At 50.2% G+C, this 20,438-nt stretch carries 14 protein-coding genes and 1 pseudogene; 13 read left to right on the plus strand and 2 right to left on the minus strand.

Annotated features, from left to right (window positions below; genetic code table 11):
• Window positions 1-31: 31 nt before the first annotated feature.
• Both DBK98_RS00925 and DBK98_RS00930 read left to right on the plus strand, forming a co-directional pair.
• Complete coding sequence (locus DBK98_RS00925; protein WP_009291521.1) at window positions 32-1,048, plus strand: hypothetical protein; 1,017 nt, start codon at window positions 32-34, stop codon at window positions 1,046-1,048.
• Between the two features lie 373 nt (window positions 1,049-1,421).
• Window positions 1,422-2,636, plus strand: coding sequence for a site-specific integrase (locus DBK98_RS00930; RefSeq protein ID WP_014299629.1), 1,215 nt, complete (start codon window positions 1,422-1,424; stop codon window positions 2,634-2,636).
• A 578-nt stretch (window positions 2,637-3,214) separates the two neighbouring features.
• On the opposite strand, the gene DBK98_RS00935 is transcribed toward DBK98_RS00930, so the two are convergent.
• Window positions 3,215-4,060: an AraC family transcriptional regulator gene (locus DBK98_RS00935; RefSeq protein ID WP_025813768.1), complete on the minus strand. Its 846-nt coding sequence runs from the start codon at window positions 4,058-4,060 to the stop codon at window positions 3,215-3,217.
• A gap of 493 nt (window positions 4,061-4,553) precedes the next feature.
• On the opposite strand from DBK98_RS00935, the gene DBK98_RS00940 reads away from it, so the two are divergent.
• The 11 genes and pseudogenes from DBK98_RS00940 to DBK98_RS00990 all read left to right on the plus strand — a co-directional run bounded on the left by DBK98_RS00940 (window position 4,554) and on the right by DBK98_RS00990 (window position 19,037).
• Window positions 4,554-5,165 carry a DUF3575 domain-containing protein gene (locus tag DBK98_RS00940; protein ID WP_005823195.1) on the plus strand — a complete coding sequence of 204 codons (612 nt, stop codon included), beginning with the start codon at window positions 4,554-4,556 and terminating at the stop codon, window positions 5,163-5,165.
• A 55-nt stretch (window positions 5,166-5,220) separates the two neighbouring features.
• Window positions 5,221-6,723: a hypothetical protein gene (locus DBK98_RS00945; RefSeq protein WP_009040577.1), complete on the plus strand. Its 1,503-nt coding sequence runs from the start codon at window positions 5,221-5,223 to the stop codon at window positions 6,721-6,723.
• 55 nt (window positions 6,724-6,778) lie between these two features.
• A complete protein-coding gene (locus DBK98_RS00950) occupies window positions 6,779-8,212 on the plus strand; it encodes a hypothetical protein (protein ID WP_009040576.1) in 1,434 nt (477 codons plus the stop codon).
• 194 nt (window positions 8,213-8,406) lie between these two features.
• The gene (locus DBK98_RS00955) at window positions 8,407-9,321 is read left to right on the plus strand and encodes a FimB/Mfa2 family fimbrial subunit (protein ID WP_025813765.1); all 915 of its coding nucleotides are present in this window, start codon (window positions 8,407-8,409) and stop codon (window positions 9,319-9,321) included.
• Complete coding sequence (locus DBK98_RS00960) at window positions 9,321-10,733, plus strand: DUF5042 domain-containing protein (RefSeq protein ID WP_032536714.1); 1,413 nt, start codon at window positions 9,321-9,323, stop codon at window positions 10,731-10,733. The genes DBK98_RS00955 and DBK98_RS00960 overlap by 1 nt, the downstream gene beginning before the upstream one ends.
• Before the next feature lie 36 nt (window positions 10,734-10,769).
• Window positions 10,770-14,024 carry a fimbrial protein gene (locus tag DBK98_RS00965; RefSeq protein ID WP_033572505.1) on the plus strand — a complete coding sequence of 1,085 codons (3,255 nt, stop codon included), beginning with the start codon at window positions 10,770-10,772 and terminating at the stop codon, window positions 14,022-14,024.
• 211 nt (window positions 14,025-14,235) lie between these two features.
• Window positions 14,236-15,069: pseudogene (locus DBK98_RS00970) on the plus strand (RteC domain-containing protein).
• A 234-nt stretch (window positions 15,070-15,303) separates the two neighbouring features.
• Entirely contained in the window at window positions 15,304-15,714 is a 411-nt protein-coding gene (locus tag DBK98_RS00975; RefSeq protein ID WP_008640869.1) for a helix-turn-helix domain-containing protein, read from the plus strand.
• Window positions 15,677-17,803, plus strand: a complete 2,127-nt coding sequence (locus DBK98_RS00980; RefSeq protein ID WP_033572504.1) for a bifunctional DNA primase/helicase — start codon at window positions 15,677-15,679, stop codon at window positions 17,801-17,803. Before DBK98_RS00975 ends, DBK98_RS00980 begins: the two co-directional genes overlap by 38 nt.
• Complete coding sequence (locus DBK98_RS00985) at window positions 17,778-18,137, plus strand: helix-turn-helix domain-containing protein (protein ID WP_008640871.1); 360 nt, start codon at window positions 17,778-17,780, stop codon at window positions 18,135-18,137. The genes DBK98_RS00980 and DBK98_RS00985 overlap by 26 nt, the downstream gene beginning before the upstream one ends.
• A gap of 414 nt (window positions 18,138-18,551) precedes the next feature.
• A complete protein-coding gene (locus DBK98_RS00990) occupies window positions 18,552-19,037 on the plus strand; it encodes a dihydrofolate reductase family protein (protein ID WP_009040572.1) in 486 nt (161 codons plus the stop codon).
• Window positions 19,038-19,173: 136 nt separating this feature from the next.
• Here DBK98_RS00990 and DBK98_RS00995 read toward each other — a convergent pair whose 3' ends face one another.
• Window positions 19,174-20,304, minus strand: coding sequence for a YhcG family protein (locus DBK98_RS00995; protein ID WP_009040571.1), 1,131 nt, complete (start codon window positions 20,302-20,304; stop codon window positions 19,174-19,176).
• Window positions 20,305-20,438 lie beyond the last annotated feature (134 nt).

Consider the following 20,438-nt stretch of genomic DNA (forward strand, 5'->3'; position numbering starts at 1 on the left):
CTATAATCAACACTAATAAATAAAAAGAAAAATGAGAACAATTGCATGTAAAACCGTGTGGGCACTTCTGATAGGAGTGTCCCTTGTCCTGTCGCTGAACTCTTGCAGCAAGGATCCTGTAATACCAGAAGACGAGACGAAGAACAAACTGCATGAGGACCCGGCAAAAATGACCGTCCGCCTCGTTGAATGCCACCTGCACGCTGACTGGAACGAGATACAGAAGGCCGGAGGTCCCCACCAAAATCCGGAATCCCCGGCCAGGTATATGAAACGTGTCCAGGAGATCACTTATGAACTGAAGACCGGCAGTGGATGGACCCTTGCTGAAGGAAGCCAGGGCAAGTTTTACGTTCAGAAAAACGGCGAATATAAAAATGGAAACAACTTTACCCCGGCCCCGGTTTACCTGATGTTTATCTATTACTACAATTCCAAAGGAGAGTTGATGAACGGCCAGTTCGTGGAGAACGGGCAGGAGAATATCCACCAGCATTTCTTCACCCCGGAGAACGTGAGACCTACCTTTGACGGGAAACCGGAAGCTGACGACAATGATCCGGAGGCACTGGTGGATTATCTCTATGTGGATACCACGCCCTGGGACAAGACCAAACATGACAACGAGGCGGAAATTACGGGAAGCACTAACCCGGTAGGATTAAAAGGAGTTATCCGGTTCCTGAAGGACCGCAAGGAGTTTGACCTGAAACTCCGCCTGTATCACGGCTACAATTCTAAAAAGAACCCGCAGACAAACGGCTTTGACCCGTTCTACAAGCCCTCCGGGGTATTGATCCAGCGTGGAACATGGGATATTAACCTGAGCATCCCGGTAGTGGTGTTTTGGAGCCGCGAGGAGTTTGTTGATGTGGACCCGGAGGCAGATGTGAACCTGATCGGGGAGGATAGCCTGGATGAAGACAGCAACCGCACGCTACACTCCATCATGAAAACCTTCAGTCTTACATGGAAGGAGGCGCTTGAGGAGTTCATTTCCTATACCTACCAGGCGGGGGATGTGGAAGCTGGATCCATATGGCTTTGATCATCTTGCGTAGGATGGAATTCTCTCTTTATCAATCTACAGGCGGCAGGTGGGGCCGCCTTTTTTGTCTTGTGCAACGAAAAAATCCCATCTGCCATGCTTAATCCCCGTGGTTTACTTGGGGATGTATTGGGACATGCTTTACCATCTCACCCTGTTCCATTTTTCATGTTTGGCAAGTTGAAAAAAATCCTATACATACAAGACGTACCGTTCCCTTACCGACGGGTCTGGAACCGACTTCCCGTCTTTCGTGCAATTTTCCCGCTTGGTTACTGAACTTTTTTGGTCTTTTTCCGATTTGATGCATATAAGTTTATGCTTCCTTTCCAGGAAACAAGGAAGCGTCAAATGTCTAACTAATAAAAAACTTATGGCAACAGTTAAAACAGTATTGGTAAAAGGAAGGAGCAACCGGTCCGGCAAATTCCCGTTAGTCGTGCAGGTTCTTCACAAGCGAAGGAAAAAGGTTGTTTATACAGGATTCAGTATCCCGGATACCCTGTTTGATCCCGTAAAAGGGAGGGTTATCGACGGCGGGGAAAACACCCCGGAGTCGATTCGGAGGATCAACAACAGGTGCGAAAGTATCTCAAGGGTACTGTTAAAGTGTATTTCAATGATAGAGAAGAAATCCCGGGAATACGAAATAGAGGACGTATTCAGGACTTACGGCGTGTTAACCCGCGAAGCCGGTTTTTATTTCTATTTTTCACGGAAAATCCGAGAGCTTCGTGAAAGCGGTCATGAGGGAACAGCCCGGGCATACGCCTCCAGCCTGCGTTCCATGCAGAGGTACCTGGGAAAAAAGGATTTTCCTTTCATAAAACTCTCTTCCCGGATCATTTCCGACTACCAGGGGAAACTACTCGCTTCGGGTATATGCGATAACACCATTGGTTTTTATCTGCATAATATCAAGGCTCTTTTCAGGAAGGGATGTCGGGAGATGGGCCTGGAACTTCCTTGCCCATTTCGCGATATAAGCATTAAAACGGAAAAAACTCTCAAACGCTCCCTTGATCCGGTTGTGATTAAAACACTATCCGCAATTGAACTGGAAAAGGACAGCCCGTTATCTCTTGCCCGGGACATTTTCATGTTCAGCTTTTACACGCGTGGAATGTCATTCGTCGATATTGCATTGCTAAAAAAGAGGCATGTTTTCCCGGGTGAAATCTGTTACAGGCGTCACAAGACCGATCAATTGATGCGGGTAGGTATAAACAAGGAGATCAGTCGTATCCTGGAAAGATACAAGAATGTACCGGGAGAATACATCTTCCCGTTGTTTCCGGCAGAACGGGATCCGTACGCTGGTTATAGAAGTGCCTACCATAGGATTCGTTACTCCCTGGGAAAGATTTCCCGGGTCATTGGTTTGGAATTCCCGCTGAGACTTCACGCGGCCCGCCATTCATGGGCCACGATAGCCAAGGTGAACGGTGCCTCGGTTCATGTTATTGGTGAGTGTCTGGGGCATACGTCGGAAAAAACGACCCGAATCTATCTGAAAGAACTGGATCATTCCGCACTGGATGCGGTTAATAATCAAGTGGCTGACTTCATTTTAGCGGTGGATGATTGACCGGGCCCGACCGCGAAAGATATCAGCTCAAATTCTTCAGTTCCCGTCTGGACGATGGACGGCGGTTAAGCACTCCCAAAGAGGCTTTTACCACCGATAATTTTACCATTCCCGGATGTTTCTGTAAATCCCGCCTTGGTGCACGTGGCGGGATTATACAGGAAAAAAAAGGAACACCTTATTTAGCTAATTTATCTTATACCGTCTTCAATTGAAAGATGGCTACGAGAGGGATTTACATGTTATGGTATCTACGTTTTGGACCGGCATCTGTTGGGTAAACAGATGATTTAATGGAATAATAATATTTTTCTACATTAGTTAAATTCTATTATATAAGATATTTTTTCACTTTAATTATAGTATATTATCATAATATACGTATATTTGTTCCTGTTTCTTCACTCTCTCCCGTAGAGAGTGGAAAATCAAAAAAAACTTACAGTATGTGTTAAAAAATAGCGTAATCCTTTTTTTATTTGGATTACGCTGCAAATTTAAAGACAATAATTTTGTTGGCTGTTTCCGTTTTGGCTCTATTATTTATCAATTTCTTATCTCCCCCATTCAGAGATTGTTTAACCGCCTTTTATCTGCTGTCTTAACTCTTTGGGAGAACATCCCAGACATCTTTTGCAAAATCTGGAGAAGTGTGCAAGAGAGGAAAACTCCAGTTCATTGGCAATGGTTCCCAACGGCAGGTCTGTAACTGAAAGTTTGTATTTGATTTCTCCCAACAACTGTTTCTGCATCCATTCGGCTGGAGCCTCTCCAAACTCCGCGGAAAACTGTCTTTTGAAGGCGGAAAGGGAGATATCACAGGCCGATGCGAGTTCTTTTACGGTCCTGCAACTTTTGTAATTGTTCAAGACCTTATTTTTGAAGTCTTGCGAACGGCCTATAATCATATAGAAAAAATTCGCAAGTTCCTGTCTGGAATAGTAAAAGCGAATGTTCCAGAAAAGTTCCTTGAGTTTTATTTCGTGAAAATGGATACAGTTCGCTCCATCTTCCAGATAACACACCAGTAGTTCAAGAAATTTGCATAACCGATCCCTGATTTCAAGAGGTTCCATACGATATTCGACAATTTCCCTCAGGTGGTATAACTCTGAAAAGGAGGCCCTTTGACAGGGCCATACTCCCCCCTCGAACAGGGCAGCCACGATTTCACATTTTTCCAGTGATTGGGTGTTAAACAGGCTATCACGGCAAAAAAAGACCATCTCTCCTGATGAAACAGTGAACTGAAAACCGTTGCAGGAGAATTGCAGACTCCCCTTGAGTACGAACAGGATACAATCTTTTACCAATTTCTCCTCGTGGTTCAATCCTTCGTCAAATTTATAATACCGGAATCCCTCCTGCATAGATTTTGAGTAATTATAACAAGACGTGTGCTCGTTCAAATAAAAAAGTTCCATTGTTTCTGTTTTTGTTGCCTAATGAAAATATTAGTAATCTTATTTTCAGTTAGTTATATGATAAAATCTGTCCATGTTTCATCTTTTATTTCTTTTTAGTATCTATAACCGCTTTCCAGAGCGGATTTTGAAAAATTTTCCACTCTCTACGGGAGAGAGTGGAAAATAAGAAAGTCATCGAATAAAGGTTTACATTATGCGAATGAGTCATGAGATATTCAACATGGAATGGTCCAACAGGGATTCGATTTACCTGCATACTCGGGACGGTGTCCTCTATTCGGCTTTCGCCGGATCGGCTGAAAGACTTTTAAGTCTCGTGGGCGGGTTGCGTCCCTGCAGGTCCTTCTGGTGCGGGCAGGAGTTTCCGGCCGTCCACTCTATACGTGCAAGAAAGATTCTGGAGTTTTTTCCGGGAAGCTGCATTTTTATTAATGATTATTACATAAGGATAACTTTGGCTTGTCCTCTTATAAAATAAAGTAACGAAACAATGAATAACAGTATGATGAAACCGTTTTTTCTTCTGGTGTTTTTGCTTTGTTCGGCTGGTGCCTTCTCTCAAAAGGTTGCCTTGAAGAACAATCTGGCCTACGATGCCTTGAAAACTCCCAACCTCTCCTTGGAGTTCTCCATGGGGCGTAAATGGACCCTTGACACACAGGTGGGTATGAATTTCTTTTTCTACACGCGGGACGCCACGTCTTCCCGGTACAAGGCAAAGAAGTTCAGTCACTGGCTTGTCCAGCCGGAGCTCCGTTATTGGACCTGTGACGTTTTCAACGGCTGGTTCTTCGGGTTGCATGCCCATGGCGGCCAGATGAATATCGGAGGTGTCGATGTCCCCTTCGTGCTTCAGAAAGGGGACGGAAACATGAAGGACCACCGTTACGAGGGTTATTTCTGGGGAGGCGGGTTGAGCGCCGGTTACCAGTGGGTGCTTTCCAACCGTTTCAATATCGAGGCCTCCTTGGGTATCGGTTACGTGCACGCCCGTTATGACAAGTACAAGTGTACCACCTGCGGGCAGAAGCTGGGCAAGGGGGATGCGGACTACATAGGTCCCACCAGGGCCGCCATTTCAATTATTTACATGTTGAAATAACTCCCTGAATCCGGGGACACAATTTTTTATTCTATCATGCTAAAAATGTATATCAATGAAACCTTACCATATTAACAAGAAGCAAATCCTTATCATGGGCTGCCTGGGAATGTTTCCCTTGTTTTCTTCCGCCCAGGACATTTTATCAACGTCAGGTACCTCGCGTTGGGATTATTCAAACAGCCGTGTGGAGCGTGAACCGGGTAGAGATGCGTTGGATATTACTTTCAGTGTCTTCCCTCTGGCAGGGCTTGGAAGCCAGGAAGTCGCTTACCTGTTCCCCGTCTATGTCTCGGCTGACGGGCGTGACAGCGTCCGCCTCGAACCGGTCTGCGTGGCCGGCAAGAGAAGATATAAGGTGATCAAGCGTCGAAAGGCGTTGGGCAACCTGAAACCCGGTAACCCCGGATCCGGCGAGGTCCGTTCCGCCAAGGTGCTGGAAAGTTCGGGCCTGACTGTGAAAAGGAGCGTCCCTTTTGAACGGTGGATGGCTGACGGGCGTCTCGTTGTCAGGGAGGTGTCGTACGGCTGTGCCGAGTGCGGCACGAACGAGAGCGAGGATATTGCCTTTCAGGCCGGTATCCCCCTCTTCGGGGAAAAGGATTATGCTTACAGTTTCATCGAACCGGAAAAGGTCATGATCAAATGCTACAAGGATTCCTTCGACTGTAAGGTGGTCTTTCCTGTTGCACGCCACGACCTGCAGGAAGATTTTGCAGGCAATGCTCAGGAGCTTGACAGGCTGAAGAAGTTTCTCTCGGAGAACCTGAATATTCAAGGAACGTCACTCAAGGAGGTACATATAAAAGGCTATGCCTCTCCCGAGGGGAGCTTCGATTACAACAGGTCCCTCGCGCAACGACGCACCCAAACCCTTTCAGATTATATTTCGCGTCAATACCCCGCCTTGAAAAATGCACCGGTTTATCGTACCGAGGGTATCGGGGAGGACTGGGAGGGTCTTAAATCGATGGTCAGCGGCTCCACCCTCGTCAACAGGGACGAAATTCTTTTTATCATCGGACATAACGAGCGTGACACGGAACGCGAGGAGGCCATCCGTGCCTTGGATGACGGCAGGAGCTATCGCCTCCTCCTCGAAGAGTTCTACCCGGGACTGCGGCGCACGACTTTCGGTCTCAGTTTTGACGTGAGACCTTACACGGTGGAGGAACTTCCCGAAATTTTTGAAACGAAACCCGAGTGTCTCAGTCAGCACGAGATGTACCAGCTGGCCGGACTGTACGCTTCCCGGGGGATGTCTCCCCTTCCGGTGTACGAGAGGGCCTACGGGCAGTTCCCGGATGACGCCGTGGCAATCCTGAATTACGCCAACGCCCTGTTGAAATACGGGCAGGATGCGGACGGCGCGTTGCGGGTGTTGGAACCGGTAACGAATGACAGCCGTGCTTTCTTTCCCATGGCCGTTGCCTATAACATGAAAGGTGACTGGAGGAAGGCGGAAGAATTGATCAAGAAAGCCGGTATGGCCCAGGGCAAACAAAAACTCTCAGGGGAGCCCGGGGACGGTGGAAACAATCAGCAGATAGAGATGTAACTCAGACATAGTTATATATAGTATTAGTAATCTTAATTTAAAAACAATTCGAATTATGAAAGTAATGAAGTATTTTGCAGTGGCCTCGTTGGCGTTGTTCGCTGCATGTAACAACGAAGAGAATCCGGTAGCGCCGGAGAGTGGCAACCAACCGGTTGATGTGGTGATGTCAGTGGCATTACCCGGTCCGGGCACACGTGCCGCCATGGGCGAATTGCAGAACACCGCCAACGACCAGGATGCGGCATCGGTTGAAAAACTGCATGTGTACTTGGTGGCTGGGGAAGACATTGTCCTGTCGAAGGAATTTACAAAAGATACTGATGATTTTACCAAGCTGACTTCGGCTACTGCCGTGGGTGCAGAGGCAACGACGGGAGGTTATAAATTCCTTGACGTGGACAATGGCGTGACAAAGGCACTTGTTATCGCTAACCCTCAGGGAGCGTTGGTTGACGGTGAGGGAAAGACTGTTGCTGAAATCAGCAAACAACAGCTGAAAGCCCAAATTAATGAAGTGATTTATGCCGGTTCTGAAACACTTACCACTGTTGGCGCCGAGCCTTATGGCGTCAATCCTCAGGAAGACAAACGTACCGTGAAGAAGGCCGAGCTCACCTTGACCGCCAGCATGAACCGCTTCCAGGTGACCGGTACCAAGTTTGTCAAGGTTATCTGGAAAGACGGGAAAAAGACCGAGGCTGAACAATGGTGCACGACTTGGCTGGCCAAGGATGAAAATAAGGGAAAGAGCAGTGCCGAAGCGTGGGCCGCTTTCAAGGCTGATGCCGCAGGCTTCAACGGCCAGACATGGGACGGCAAGTCCGACATTGCCCAACAGGCCAGCCTGAGTCAATGGCTGCAGGTTGTCGAAGTGACCACTGCAAACCAAGGTATCCTGATGAACCGTTTCAGCAGAACGCTCTCTGTTCCTCAACTTACAGTGGAAGAAGAGGCAAACTGGTTCTGGGCCAAGACCTACGCCGGAGACCGCTATAAATTCGAAGACGGCACGTTCAAACCCGACGGTAACACGGACTTGTCGGAAGTGGCCTCCTATTTCAATGCAGCGGGTTTCGATTTCGCACAGGGGGCAAAGGCCGCAGCGTTTAACTTCTTCGTGAACGGCATTACGGGTTACGGTAAGGAAAACAACGCTCCAAAACTTGCTTTCGTTTTCAAGACAGGTGACGACGGCGTATCCGCCGACAGACGTTTTGTCGTTATATCCGGTTACGCGAAGGCAGAAGGTGAAACTGCAGGCACGACGGATCTGGAAGCCGGCAAGGGCGGTTACCTGATCAATCTGGATCTCGCTGCGCTGAACGGGGGCCAGGGTATCCTCGTGGATGTTGACCCGAGCATTCCTGAAGGTGTGACTCCCGAACCGGGCGGACAGGGGGATTTGGAGGACGAGAACGTGAACGTCATCGTCCGTGTCGAGGTGCAGCCTTGGACCGCTGTGAACGTATTCCCCATCCTTGACTGATACAGATAGAGAGTAATAGCCGCTTGCCGGAGCGCTTTTCCCGTATCGGCCCTGACAGGCCGGTACCGGAATCCGCCCCGCACTCTCGGGGAGGGGAAAGTTTGTCCCCTCCCTTTTTTATTACCCGCGGGAGGGAAACGTGTCCTCTCTTTCGGGAAAATTACAGTATTGATTTATAATAATTAGTGTAAAGTATGAACATAAGAAACATACCGACCTGGCTGGGCCTGTTGGCCGCTTTATACCTCGTGACCGCATGTGACCGGGTGTATGACGACCTGAGCGGCTGCCTTGGCAACACGATCGTCTTCTCCTACCTGGCCGATGACAACCAGGAACATCTGCAGGAATACGTGGATGACATTGACGTCTTCATCTTTGACGTCGGGAACGGGGCCTTGGTGGAGAAACACCACCTGGAGGGAGAACAGCTGCTTTCACCGCTGGAGGTCAGGCTCCCGGAAGGTGATTATAAAGTAGTGGCCGTGGGCAACGCGTTGAACGAGACGGTTATCGGGGATGGTGCTTACGGTGAAGCGTCGGTTTCCCGGCCCGAACTGGCGGAAAAGGACGGATCGGCGGCCGGCACGTTTGACAGGCTATACCTTGGGGAAACCACCATCACGTCGAAGGTCATGAACGACTCCCGTGACGTGGTAAGACTTTATTCCCAGCACGTGAAAATCCATGCGGTAGTCCTTCCCGACGACGATGAGAACGCCGGGACCTGGTACGAACAGAACAAGGGGACGGGCTTCCGCCTGACGATGGAAACGCTCTCAGCCCGTTTCTCCTTTTCCGGGCAGCGTTCCGGAGAAACATCCTTCGACCTTCCGTTTTACACGGGAGGAAAAAACGACCGTTTCGTGCTTGATTTCAATACCCTGCGCTTCAAGGACGGGGACCCGCTGACGATCCGTCTTATGCAGGGAGATAAGGTTCTCTGCACGGTAGATATCGCGGAATATATCGCTCTGTATCCCGACCAGATACGGATAACGGGGCGGCAGGAAGCGGTGCTTCCACTGTTCTTCCGCCAGAATCCCCGTTCTCTGACAGTAAGTGTAAAACCCTGGGAAGCCGTTGACGTGGTTCCCATAACCGATTGATGAATATTATGCTGAAAGATACTAAATATACTCGCACGGTAAGGGCCTTGAGGAACTTTGTGATGACGGTGTTGCCGCTCTTTTTCCTTGCCCTGACAGGATGCCGGAACGAAGAAGATATCCCGGAACGGCTTTCCGGAGAGGATGACGTGACCGTCAGGCTGAACCTGTCAACCCGTGGCGTAACAGCCGGGGGAAGTGAGATGCTGGACCTTTATTCCTCCGATCCGGCCAACTGGTATAAAACCGGCACACTGTTTCCCCAAGCCCCCGCACAGCCCAGAATAGCACTTATGGTTTTCAACAAGGAGCAGAACCGGTATGTGTACAGTCGCCTGCTTCCTTTCAGTTCGGGCAACGCGGAGGGGGAATATCAAACCAAGATACGCATCCCCAAAGGCGAGAGTGAATTCTATGCTTTCTATGCCCCCAACCAGACAGGAAAGGACCTGCCCTATTATACGCCCGGAGGAATCCTGCAGAACGCGGTTCCATGGGACTTCCTCGGGGAAGGCATGGAGGAGGTGGACAGGGAGGATATTGTCGAAGCCGCATTCCCTGCCATCATCAGGGAGCAGGATGATGGCAGTCTCGGCATTCCGGTGGACAACCCGTATGATGGTGTGACTCCTTCCCCGTCGGATGAGAAGATTATAGATTGGACAACAACTTCCAATATCTCTTGGGATGACGCTCCCGGAATATCCAACAGGTTGCATATGGGCATGCTTTCGGGAAAGCTGTCCACGGCCGTCCAGCCCGCTTCCGGGGAGCAGGTGCAGGATATCACAATCCCGCTGTTCCGTGATTTCTCCCGTGTCAGGATATACATCGCAAGCATTGCACCCTTTGAGCAGATCATTTATAATTATAAAAGGATTGCCTTTTTGAACTTTCCGGTACTGATGTCTCCCTCTTTCAGGGAGAATGACTCGGACGGCGGCCAGCTTGCAGGATCCACCCCGGGAGCGGGAAAGAACACGGAGCATACGGGCACGTATTCCTATGGAATAAAAAATGAAGCGCAACTGACCATCTACGAGGCCCCCCTCAATGCCGGCGGAGAGATTGACTATACGAAAATGGACGCCCAAAAATACGAGCAGTTCTTCCTTCCCCAGTACCTGGCCCCGTATATTCCGGAAGCCAATTCCTGGCAGGAAGGACACCCTCACCCGAAGATACAGCTGACAGTGGAGTATTATACAGGAGGAGACATCTCACAGACCAGGACAAGGACCTTTTTGCTTGACATTGGCGAGGAAAGTTCTCCCGGGGTGTATTCCGGCCCCATTTACCCGAACCGGGATTATAAGGTATTCATGGTCTTGCCGGAAGCCGCGGACAGAGAGATTATCTACCGGGTCGAATCCTGGGAGCGGAAGGATGTGGAGTTCCCTCCTTTTCAGTGATGTTCACGATTTTGTCATTATAAATTTTTATTATATATGAAAGCATATAGGCTGAAAATAACTTGTTTCATTCTTTTGTTACTGCCCGTTCTTACCTGCTGTACGGACGAGGAGCTGCTTCGGGGCAGCGGTGTCCCGGAAGGCGTGCCCACGACGGTAGATATCAGCGTGGGTACGGCAGCCAACAGGGCCAAGACACGTTCGGGCCTGCCGGAAGGCGAGGAGAGAAAGATATACGACCTTTACCTGTGGGTTTTCGATTCCCGCGGCGGCGTGGAGTTCTCCCGGGAGTATCCCCGTGCGGAGCTTTATCAGGCCGCTGCTGCCTTGGAAACGGCAACCGGCGAGAAGGACACGGATGCACCCACGAGCATGGGATTGCTGAAAAACATCCCCATTACCTCGGGAGAGAAGACGCTGGTCCTGCTGGCGAACTATAAATCGGATGGTGACGGGCTGTTTCAGGTAGAGCCCGGGATCCTGGCTGGCGTGTCGTCCCTTTCGGACATTCAGAGGGTCAAGGCGGAGATGACCGCCCGTACCCTGTTCCGACCGAACGGGAACCTGCTGATGTCAGTTACCAAGACGGAGGAGATCAGTCCCGACACCAGGCGCCTCGAGGTCTCCCTGAAACGTGCGGAGGCGAAAATCACGATCAACCTGAAAACCGGAGAGGGGCTCACGTTCGTGCCCGGGACATGGAGAGTCGGTAACGTGCCGGCTTCGACCTTTGTCACCGAGCATGTCAAGGGCAGTGACGCCGGGGCTCCCTGGGATGCCGGCGGGATGGAGATGGATTCGTACTGGTTGTCCGAATTATTCCAGTTCGAGGGCGACGCTACTACTACTACTACTACTACGTTTTACCTTCCGGAGAACCGGAAATTGGCAAAAAAAATGATAACTCCCGCCTCTCCCGGTTACAATGCGGAGAGGAAGGGGTATGACCTGCGGCAGAAACAAGTGAAGTCTCCCGTTCCCGATGCTACGGAGAAGCCGAACGTGCAGAACGGAGCTACAGAATACGCTCCGGATCTGGCTCCCTACATCGAGTTCACGGGTGAGTTACGCCAGGATATGACAACCGGTGAAGTCTCAACGGAGCGTTTCGGGAGGGTGACCTACCGCGTTTATCTGGGATACACGGCGGAGAATGATCCGGTCAACGATTATGATATAGAACGTAACGTGCACTATACCTATAACGTGACGATCAAGGGGATGAACGACCTGGTAGTGGAGGCGATGTCCGACAAGGACCGGGAAGAGGAGCCCGCTCCCGGGGTGGAAGGCCTTGTATATGACGCTCACCGCTCCTTCAGTTTTGACTGCCATTATGAACAGAGCCTGATGCGTTTCAACAAGGACGAGCTTGCCATCTTCAATCCGGATGGCAGTTTGAAGGACGACGCGATGATCTCCTTTGCCATACGCACCCCGTTCTGTGACAAGATAGTCTCTTACACGAGGGCGGAGCTGGAACAGCTGGAGGATAACGGATACGTTCCTTCAGGGGAGAAGAAGGCAGACACTGGTTGGCTCGCGTTCTTCATCCACCCGAGCACCCTGTCTGACAATGGAAACGAAACCATGGAATATTACTCCAACACGGGGGCGCATCTGCTTTCGCTGGAACAGTTTCTTTACCGACTTGTCAAAGAGCCCGATTATGTATTTAATGCCTCCACGGGGCTTTGCAAGGTGACGGTTTACGCCAACGAGTATTTCTACGAGCGGAACCCCATGCGGGATGGCGCCCCCGAGGACAAGAACTTGTGGAAAACCTTTGCCAACGCCCCGGATCGGACTTTCGACCTGCTGGTGAACACGTCGCATGAAATCTCCCCCGACGGGCAGTCACGTTATCACCAGGCTGTCGTTTCCATCCGTCAGATGTCCATCAAGACGGTGTTTACGGAGGGACCCGAAGGCATGCGTGTCTGGGGGGTGGAAAACGTGAACGAGACACCGGACCTGGACTTTATGGTGAAGGCTCCGGGAGAACCGGATGCTTTTTATAATAAATATACATCCAACGGCTGGTCGAATACCTGGAAGGTGATGGCAAGGTCGGGCGACTTCAGTCAAGAGGTCATGATTGACCCGATGAGAAGAAGTAAACAAGACCAGTTATGGCAGGTCATGACGAAGGTGGACAACGCGAAGCTGACTCTCAGCAGAGACCATTATAATTTGGCAGCCAAGAATTACCACGCCGAATATGCCTGTTTCACCCCGTTTTTACGGAACCGGGATGATAACCGTGATGGCCGGATGCAGGCCGCCGAGATGAAGTGGTATATTCCTTCGGTGAGCGAGAGCGGTATGCTTCTCGTGGGGGAACGGGCGTTGCCGTTACATTCCAGGCTGCACGGGCACGCCCCCTCGGACAACGCCACAGCATTTTATATGTCAAGAGCCTTTATGGCAAGTACAAACCTTTCTTTATACTCTTCCAACCCCTATATTTGTATCTTGGAGTCCCGCAGCGTGACTCCCATCGCAAACTTTGATTATTACAAGGGAGGGAACTCACCCGGGGACCGCACCCCCTACTCGGAAGTGAGGTTGATCAGGGATCTGGGGATGCTGGAGTCTGGGGAAGAAAGCTATCACATCGAGGAGTTGGGCAAGGAACTGAACAAGTCTCTTGTCAATAACAGGACGAAAGAGGAATATCTGGTCTTTAGGGCAGATAACCTGCCATACAGCATGACGCGTGGAGTAAGAGCCATTTACGAGTTGCCCGCGCATGATGAGGACTCCCAGAGCAACACCATTTACAAGAACGGGTTTGAGGTGGCCAAGTATATCGCCAATAAGATAGATAAGCCCAAGGATTTGAATAATCCTGACAGGAAGAGCGAGTATTACTTACAGGATTGGAGCACGCTGATGGCGGACATCGAACAGGGAAACAGCCCGTGCGCCTATTATTACCAGGAGGCGGACAAGAGCGACCTGGGAACCTGGCGGGTGCCCAACGAGGTGGAATTGATCATCATGTGCGGGAGCCTGTTCGACTGGCATAACCCTGAGAAAAAGGAGGTTTACGAATTCGGTAATGACCTTCCTTCTCTGGGAGTAGTAGAATCTGAAGTTCTCCATTCTCGGACGGGATTTTCCAAGCGTAGCATGAACGGGGCAAGATCGTTCAGTGCCGGCTACCAGATGTATCTCCATGGTTATCTCCGATGGGTCACGACCGTGGATACCCAGTGGGCGGGTGACAATGACAGGCTTGTGAATAACAGGAAGGGATACGTGCGTTGCGTGAGGGACCTTGAATAGTCTGGTCCCGGGGATTGGGGAAGGAATTTCCCAGTTTTGCAGGTGTGACCGGAGGAAGCCGTATCATGGCTTTTCTCCGGTCTTTTCGATATGAGGAAAAGTTTTTTCATCGTAAAGGGCCGAAAGGAAAACCTGCGATCGAATCAAGCGAGGCATAAAAATAAATCGGGTAGCGTGAAGGTACTCACGTGCCCCATAATTAAGGAATAACATGATAGAAACGTACTTTAACAACTTGATGCAGGAGGTCGAACGTAAGATGGGCATTGAATCTTCCCGTATGGAGGGAGAGCAAGTGATACGGACTTGTCAGGAGATGGTTTCTTTTTTGAGGGAGCGATCCCGTGAGTTGAAGGACTATGTCCTAAACCACCCATTCTCCAACGTGGAAGAGGAAATCTGCTTTTTCAAGTATTACAAGCCTGCCCTGACGGGACGCCTGCTGTATTATTACCGGGTATACCAGATCGAGAGCGGTTGTTCATGTTGCCCGGAGATTGCCCGGATGCATTACCGCAAGGCTATGAAAGAATACCAGCGGAAACTGGAACGATACCTTCCCTTTTACCAGTATTACCGGAGCGGGGCGACTTACCGGGACCATTACTATTTCCGCCGTGCCAAAAAGGAGCTGAGCCCGGAAAGCGGAAGTTTTATGCTGTAGGAGGATTCGGTGATGTCAACCGGTTATGACTTGTTGGCCGCAAGACTGATAGCGGCGGAAATGTTACTTGGTTATCTGAACCGGAAAGTGCTGCTGGCAATGGAGGGGGCGTATGCCGTGCAGGAAAAGGAGCACCATTGGACGGACCGGAAGGCGGCTGCCGTGGAACTGATATATGGCATTTGGGCGATGGGTAGCGTGGATAACGGGAGGGTGAGCATTGTCGAGCTCGTGATGCTGTTCGAACAAATGTTCCATATTGACCTGGGAGACGTGTACCACACGTTTATCTCCATGCGTAACCGGAAGAACAGCCGGACAGCTTACCTTGATCAAATGAAGGAACGTTTGTTGAAACGAATGGACGAAACGGACGGATAACCTTTTGTAAAACAAGGAAGAGACTGGCAGGTTCATAGCAAGTTGCCAAATCACCTTTCCCGATACGCCATTTGGTGAAAATACAGTATATAGCCACCGTAGAGAGCCCGAATAAGGCTCCGCGGCGGTTTTTTTGTACCAGAAAAAAAACTTTGGCAGCTTGCTACGAACGTGAAAAGAAAAACGGTCGAACAGACTGACCTTTGTAACCGGAAACCAAATTATTAAAAGATTATGGAAATAATAGCAATCGAAAGCAAAGCGTTTGCTACCCTCGTGGAGAAGATAGAGGGGATAGCGGCATACGTGGAGGCGTCCGGAACAAAGGAGCGGGAGCAATGGCCGGTAGCGGATAAGAAGGGTACGAGGAAGGCAGGGCTATGGATGACGGGAAAGGAAGTGTGTGAACAACTTGAAATCAGTCCCCGTACTTTGCAGCGTTACCGCACGAACCGTATCATCGCTTACTCTATCTGCGGGAGGAAGATACGTTACCGCCGTACGGACGTGGAACAGTTCCATGAGCGTTGGATACGGGAAACGCCTGACAAGCTGGTGGACCGAATGATTGAAGCGTACCCTTTACACCAATGCAAAAGCAGATCATATGGTAAGAAAAGAGGAAATACTGGCAAAAACAGGTAACGGGCTGGAGGTGTTCCGTCATTATCTGCCCGTAAAATGGCGGGTGGGTCGAAATTTCCTGAATCCGCTGTACGCTGATGGCAGGGCCTCGTGTAACGTTTATTATGATCGCCACAGCGGGATGTACAGGATGAAGGACTTTGGTAACGGTGAGTATTCGGGAGACTGTTTCTTCCTTGTGGCGAAACTGAAAGGACTGGACTGCCGGAGTGCCGCTGATTTCGTGGAAGTGCTGCACACCATTGACCGGGAGTTGTGCCTGGGGTTGGATGGGGCCATCCCTTCCGGTACCAACAATCGGGAGGGAAGCTGCCGGACGACACGGCCCGTAACGGGTGCACGAGAGAAAAGTGAGGGGGAAAATACCGGGGAGAGCATTCCCGGGGATACTGTCACGGGCACGGAAGGGAAAGATTTATCCCGCGAGCGTCCTGGACCAAGCCCCTACCAAGTAGCTGAAAAGTCTTTCACAGAGAGAGAGCTCGCCTACTGGGGCATATCGGGCATCACGGTAGAGGTGCTGCACCGTTACGGGGTGGTGTCGCTCGCCGAGTACCGGAGCGAGACAAGGGAAGGCAAGACGTTCGGCTTTACTTCAACCCCGGCGGAACCGATGTTCGGCTACAGGGGGAAATGGGGCGTGAAGGTGTACCGCCCGTTATCGGAAGTGCGTTTCGTCTATGGCGGTCATACGGGCGACAACTACTGTTTCGGTCTGGAACAACTGCCCTCGAAGGGCGACCTGCTCTTCCTCACGGGTGGCGAGAAGGACGTGATGACGCTTGCGGCTCACGGTTTCCAAGCCATCTGCTTCAACTCGGAAACCTCGGTAATCCCGGCGAAGACCGTCCGGAAGCTCGTCTATCGCTTCAAGCACATCGTACTGCTGTACGACACGGACAAGACGGGGCTGGAATGCTCGGAGAAGCACCGGGTACAACTGTCGGAGTACGGTGTTAAACGGCTGGTACTACCGCTGCCGGGGACGAAATCAGAGAAAGACGTGACGGACTATTTTAAAGCCGGACACACACGGGAGGATTTGATGGGGCTGTTCCTGAAACTGCTCGACACGCTGTACGGGGACACGATGGCGGTACTGAAATCGTGTGAGATCGATTACGACTGCCCGCCGGAGCAGGCAGTCGCTATCGTGACCGCCGGGGACGTGCCGTTAGGCTCGGAAGAGAACATACTCTGCATCACGGGCGGAGAAGGGACGGGCAAGAGTAACTATACCGCCGCGTTGGTCGCCGGGGCAATTATGGAACGGGATGAGGACGCGAACCTTCTTGGGGTGAAGGTGGAACCGAACCGAAAGGGGCGTGCGGTGCTGCTGTACGACACGGAACAGAGCGAGCAACAGCTCTACAAGAACACGGGGCGGCTGCTGCGGCGTGCCGGTCGGGAGAAAATGCCGCCTTACCTGCACGTGTACTGCCTGACGGGGATGTCGAGGAACGAGCGGCTGACCGCCATCATCCAAAGCATGGACAAGTACCACTACCTGCACGGGGGCATCCATCTGGTCGTCATCGACGGAGTTGCCGACCTGATCCGTTGCGCCAACGACGAGGCGGAGAGCGTGGCGCTGGTTGACGAAATTTACCGCCTGGCGGGAATTTACCGCACGTGCATCACCGCCGTGGTACATTTCGTGCCGAACGGGTTGAAGTTGCGGGGACACTTGGGCAGCGAGTTGCAGCGGAAGTCGGCGGCTATCCTCTCCATCGAGAAGGACGAGAACCCGGAGGTGTCGGTGGTGAAGGCATTGAAGGTCAGGGATGGAAGCCCGCTGGATATCCCGCTGATGCAGTTCCGCTGGGACAAACAGGCCGGGATGCCTGTCTATATGGGAGAGAAACCGAGGGTGGAGAAAGAAAGGCGCAAGGAGAAGGAACTGTCTGAAATGGCACGGGCAGCGTTCGTCACGCAAAAAAAGTATGGCTATATCGAGCTATGCGAACTGATACAGGAAACCCTGGACGTGAAGGAACGGACGGCGAAGGGGTACATCCGTTACATGCGGGAAAAGGAAATTATTGAAAAGGAGGGCGACTGCTATGTATATGGACAGCGAAAAATTTGAGAATTGGATGGAGCGTATCATGGAACGTTTCGACCGGACGGAGAAGTTGTTGGAGAGAGTACTGAAGAAGAGCAACGCGCTGGATGGAGAGGAGGTACTGGATAACCAGGACCTGTGCCTGCTGCTGAAGGTCGGTATTCGCACATTGCAACGTTACCGTGCCATTGGGATACTGCCGTACTTCACTATCAGTGGCAAGGTCTTCTATCGGGTGAAAGATGTGCACGAGTTCCTCCGCAACCAGTTTGCCGCTGTGGAGGAACGGGCTGCAAAACGGAAGGAGAAGGAAGTCCGGAAAGAGGAAAGGCGCAGGAAAAAAGGCTTGTTTCCGTAAAAGTGATATTTCCTTTATGATTTCTGTTAGTGGACGGGGACTTGCCGGATCGTGAGATTAGGCAGGGCTATTGTTTTGTTATTCGGGAAGTTTCCCGTACCTTTGTGACAAAGTACGGCAGGTGGTACTCTACCGGGGTACGGTTGCTGTCATGACATGAAAGATTCATACCCGGCTTGGAAGCAAGCAGGGATTGATATACATATTGTACGTTCGCTGAACGTCTTGGAATAGAAAACTGGCACTTTTCAAAAAAGACAAGATGTATAGCGCAATGTTCATGCTGTATGCTTATACGGCGTGAGTTTGCCTATTCTGTCTTTTAGGTATGCCAGTACCTCTATTCCGGAATAGTGTGAGTTCACGCTGTTCTTTTTGGTGCGAGGCGGGCATAATCCTTAAAAACACATTGTTATGGAACAGATTACCTTGCACGTGTACCAATCCATCGACGGCTGTCCGGTCATAGCGGACAAGTGTTTCAATGCGGTAGTGGACGCCTGTGCCTACGTGCTGATTGACGAGGAAACTTACCTGCGTATTTACCTGAATGATCTTGACTGGCCGCTTGAGGCAAAGGAGACCTTGGTCGTGACGAACGGCTGTATAGACTTGACAGAGACAGAACGGGTACGTTTTGTCAGGGGGAATGTGGTAACGGAACTGCAACGGATAAAGGAGAATGGCGACGGTATGGTGGTGGCTTACGGAGGAGAAACCGGAGTTTTACTCTTGGACAACGGGCTGGCAGATGAAATCGTGATGACAACCGTGCCGGTGCTGGTCGGTAACAGTGAGAAGGGGCTGGAGTGCGGACCGAACGACGGCAGGATATGGGCTGTACGGTCGAGCGAAGTGCTGGAGGACGGGAAAATCCGAACGGTGTACGGGAGGATGTAATAAAAAAGCAACCCGCCGATTTGGGCATTATTAAAGAGGCTTGGCAGGTTCTATTGATTGCAAAGATAACGGAAATAGTTGGAACGACAAATATTAGAATACTACAAATGCGCAACTATGTGTTGCGCATTTGTTATTATTGCCGGATTGTCTTTAAAATCAACTCTTTTAATTGTTGTTCAGTCGGAAGTTGCAACTGGTATTTGGAAACGAATATCTGTTCATCCAATCCGGTTGTGGTGTACCGCACCAACGCATCGTTCTTGTCCGTTACCAGCAAAATGCCGATAGGCGGGTTATCGCCCGGCTCCATCACTTCGGCTTTATAATAATTCAGGTATGAATAAAGTTGTGACACATGAGCGTGGTTGAAAGTATCAACTTTCAATTCGCACAAAATATGACATTTCAAAATCCGGTGGTAGAAGACCATATCAATGAAATAAAATTCGTCACCGATAAGGATTCTTTTTTGTCTGGCTTCGAAACAGAAGCCGTTTCCGAGTTCGATAATGAAGTCTCGCAAATGGTCGAGCAGAAGTGTTTCGAGTTCCTTCTCCTTTAGCAAAGAAGCCCGTTGCTGCGGAATGTTCAGGAACTCGAAGAAATAGTCATCCTTGACGGCATCGGTTACAGTTTGTGGGTGAATCTTCTGCTGAATGGCAGCAAGTGCATTTTCCATGTTGCCGGATAAGCCGACACGTTCATAACTCAACGCTCCTATCTGCCGTTTGAGTTCACGGACAGAAAGCCCGGTTTGGATGGTGAGCATTTCGTAATACATCCGCTTGATAGGATTGTCGATTTTTACCAGTTCGATAAAGTGGGTAAAAGAAATAGAGCTGAGTAGTTTCTGAGGCTCTATCGTATTAACTATATCTTGTTTGTTTTCAGCATTTTGTAATAAGTGCATCAGTGATGCACTTTTTCCAAGACCCTGCATTTCCAATAAGTGCATCGTTGATGCACCTGTTGGAGGCAATATCGTTTTTATTACAGTTGCCAACTGGGGATATACCATATAGAAGACTCGTGAACGCTTGAATAATGTAATATTCAATCCTTTTAAATTAACTTTTTGTTCCAAGTTTTTCAATAAGAATTCCCCATATTTGGCACGGTCTTCTCCGTTCTGCTCGAACTCCACGATATAAAAACCGATAAGCCAGTTACGCATGGTCTGGCACTGGTTTACGGCTTTGACCGCACTCTGTTGTAATCGTTGGTGCGTGTCGGCTATGATGGTTGCTAATTGTTCAAAATTCATGTTATGCTATTGTTGAATGTTGATTAAAGCCGTTCGGGTATTGTGCCCGGAACGGTTGCCATCCGGCCACAGAAAAGAGCAATCCCGCCTTTTCTATGTGACCGATTGGCAAATATAGGGATTATTGCCGGGAT

Origin of the sequence: Bacteroides sp. PHL 2737 (assembly GCF_004115325.2) — a bacterium.
GTDB classification, from domain to species: domain Bacteria; phylum Bacteroidota; class Bacteroidia; order Bacteroidales; family Bacteroidaceae; genus Bacteroides; species Bacteroides hominis.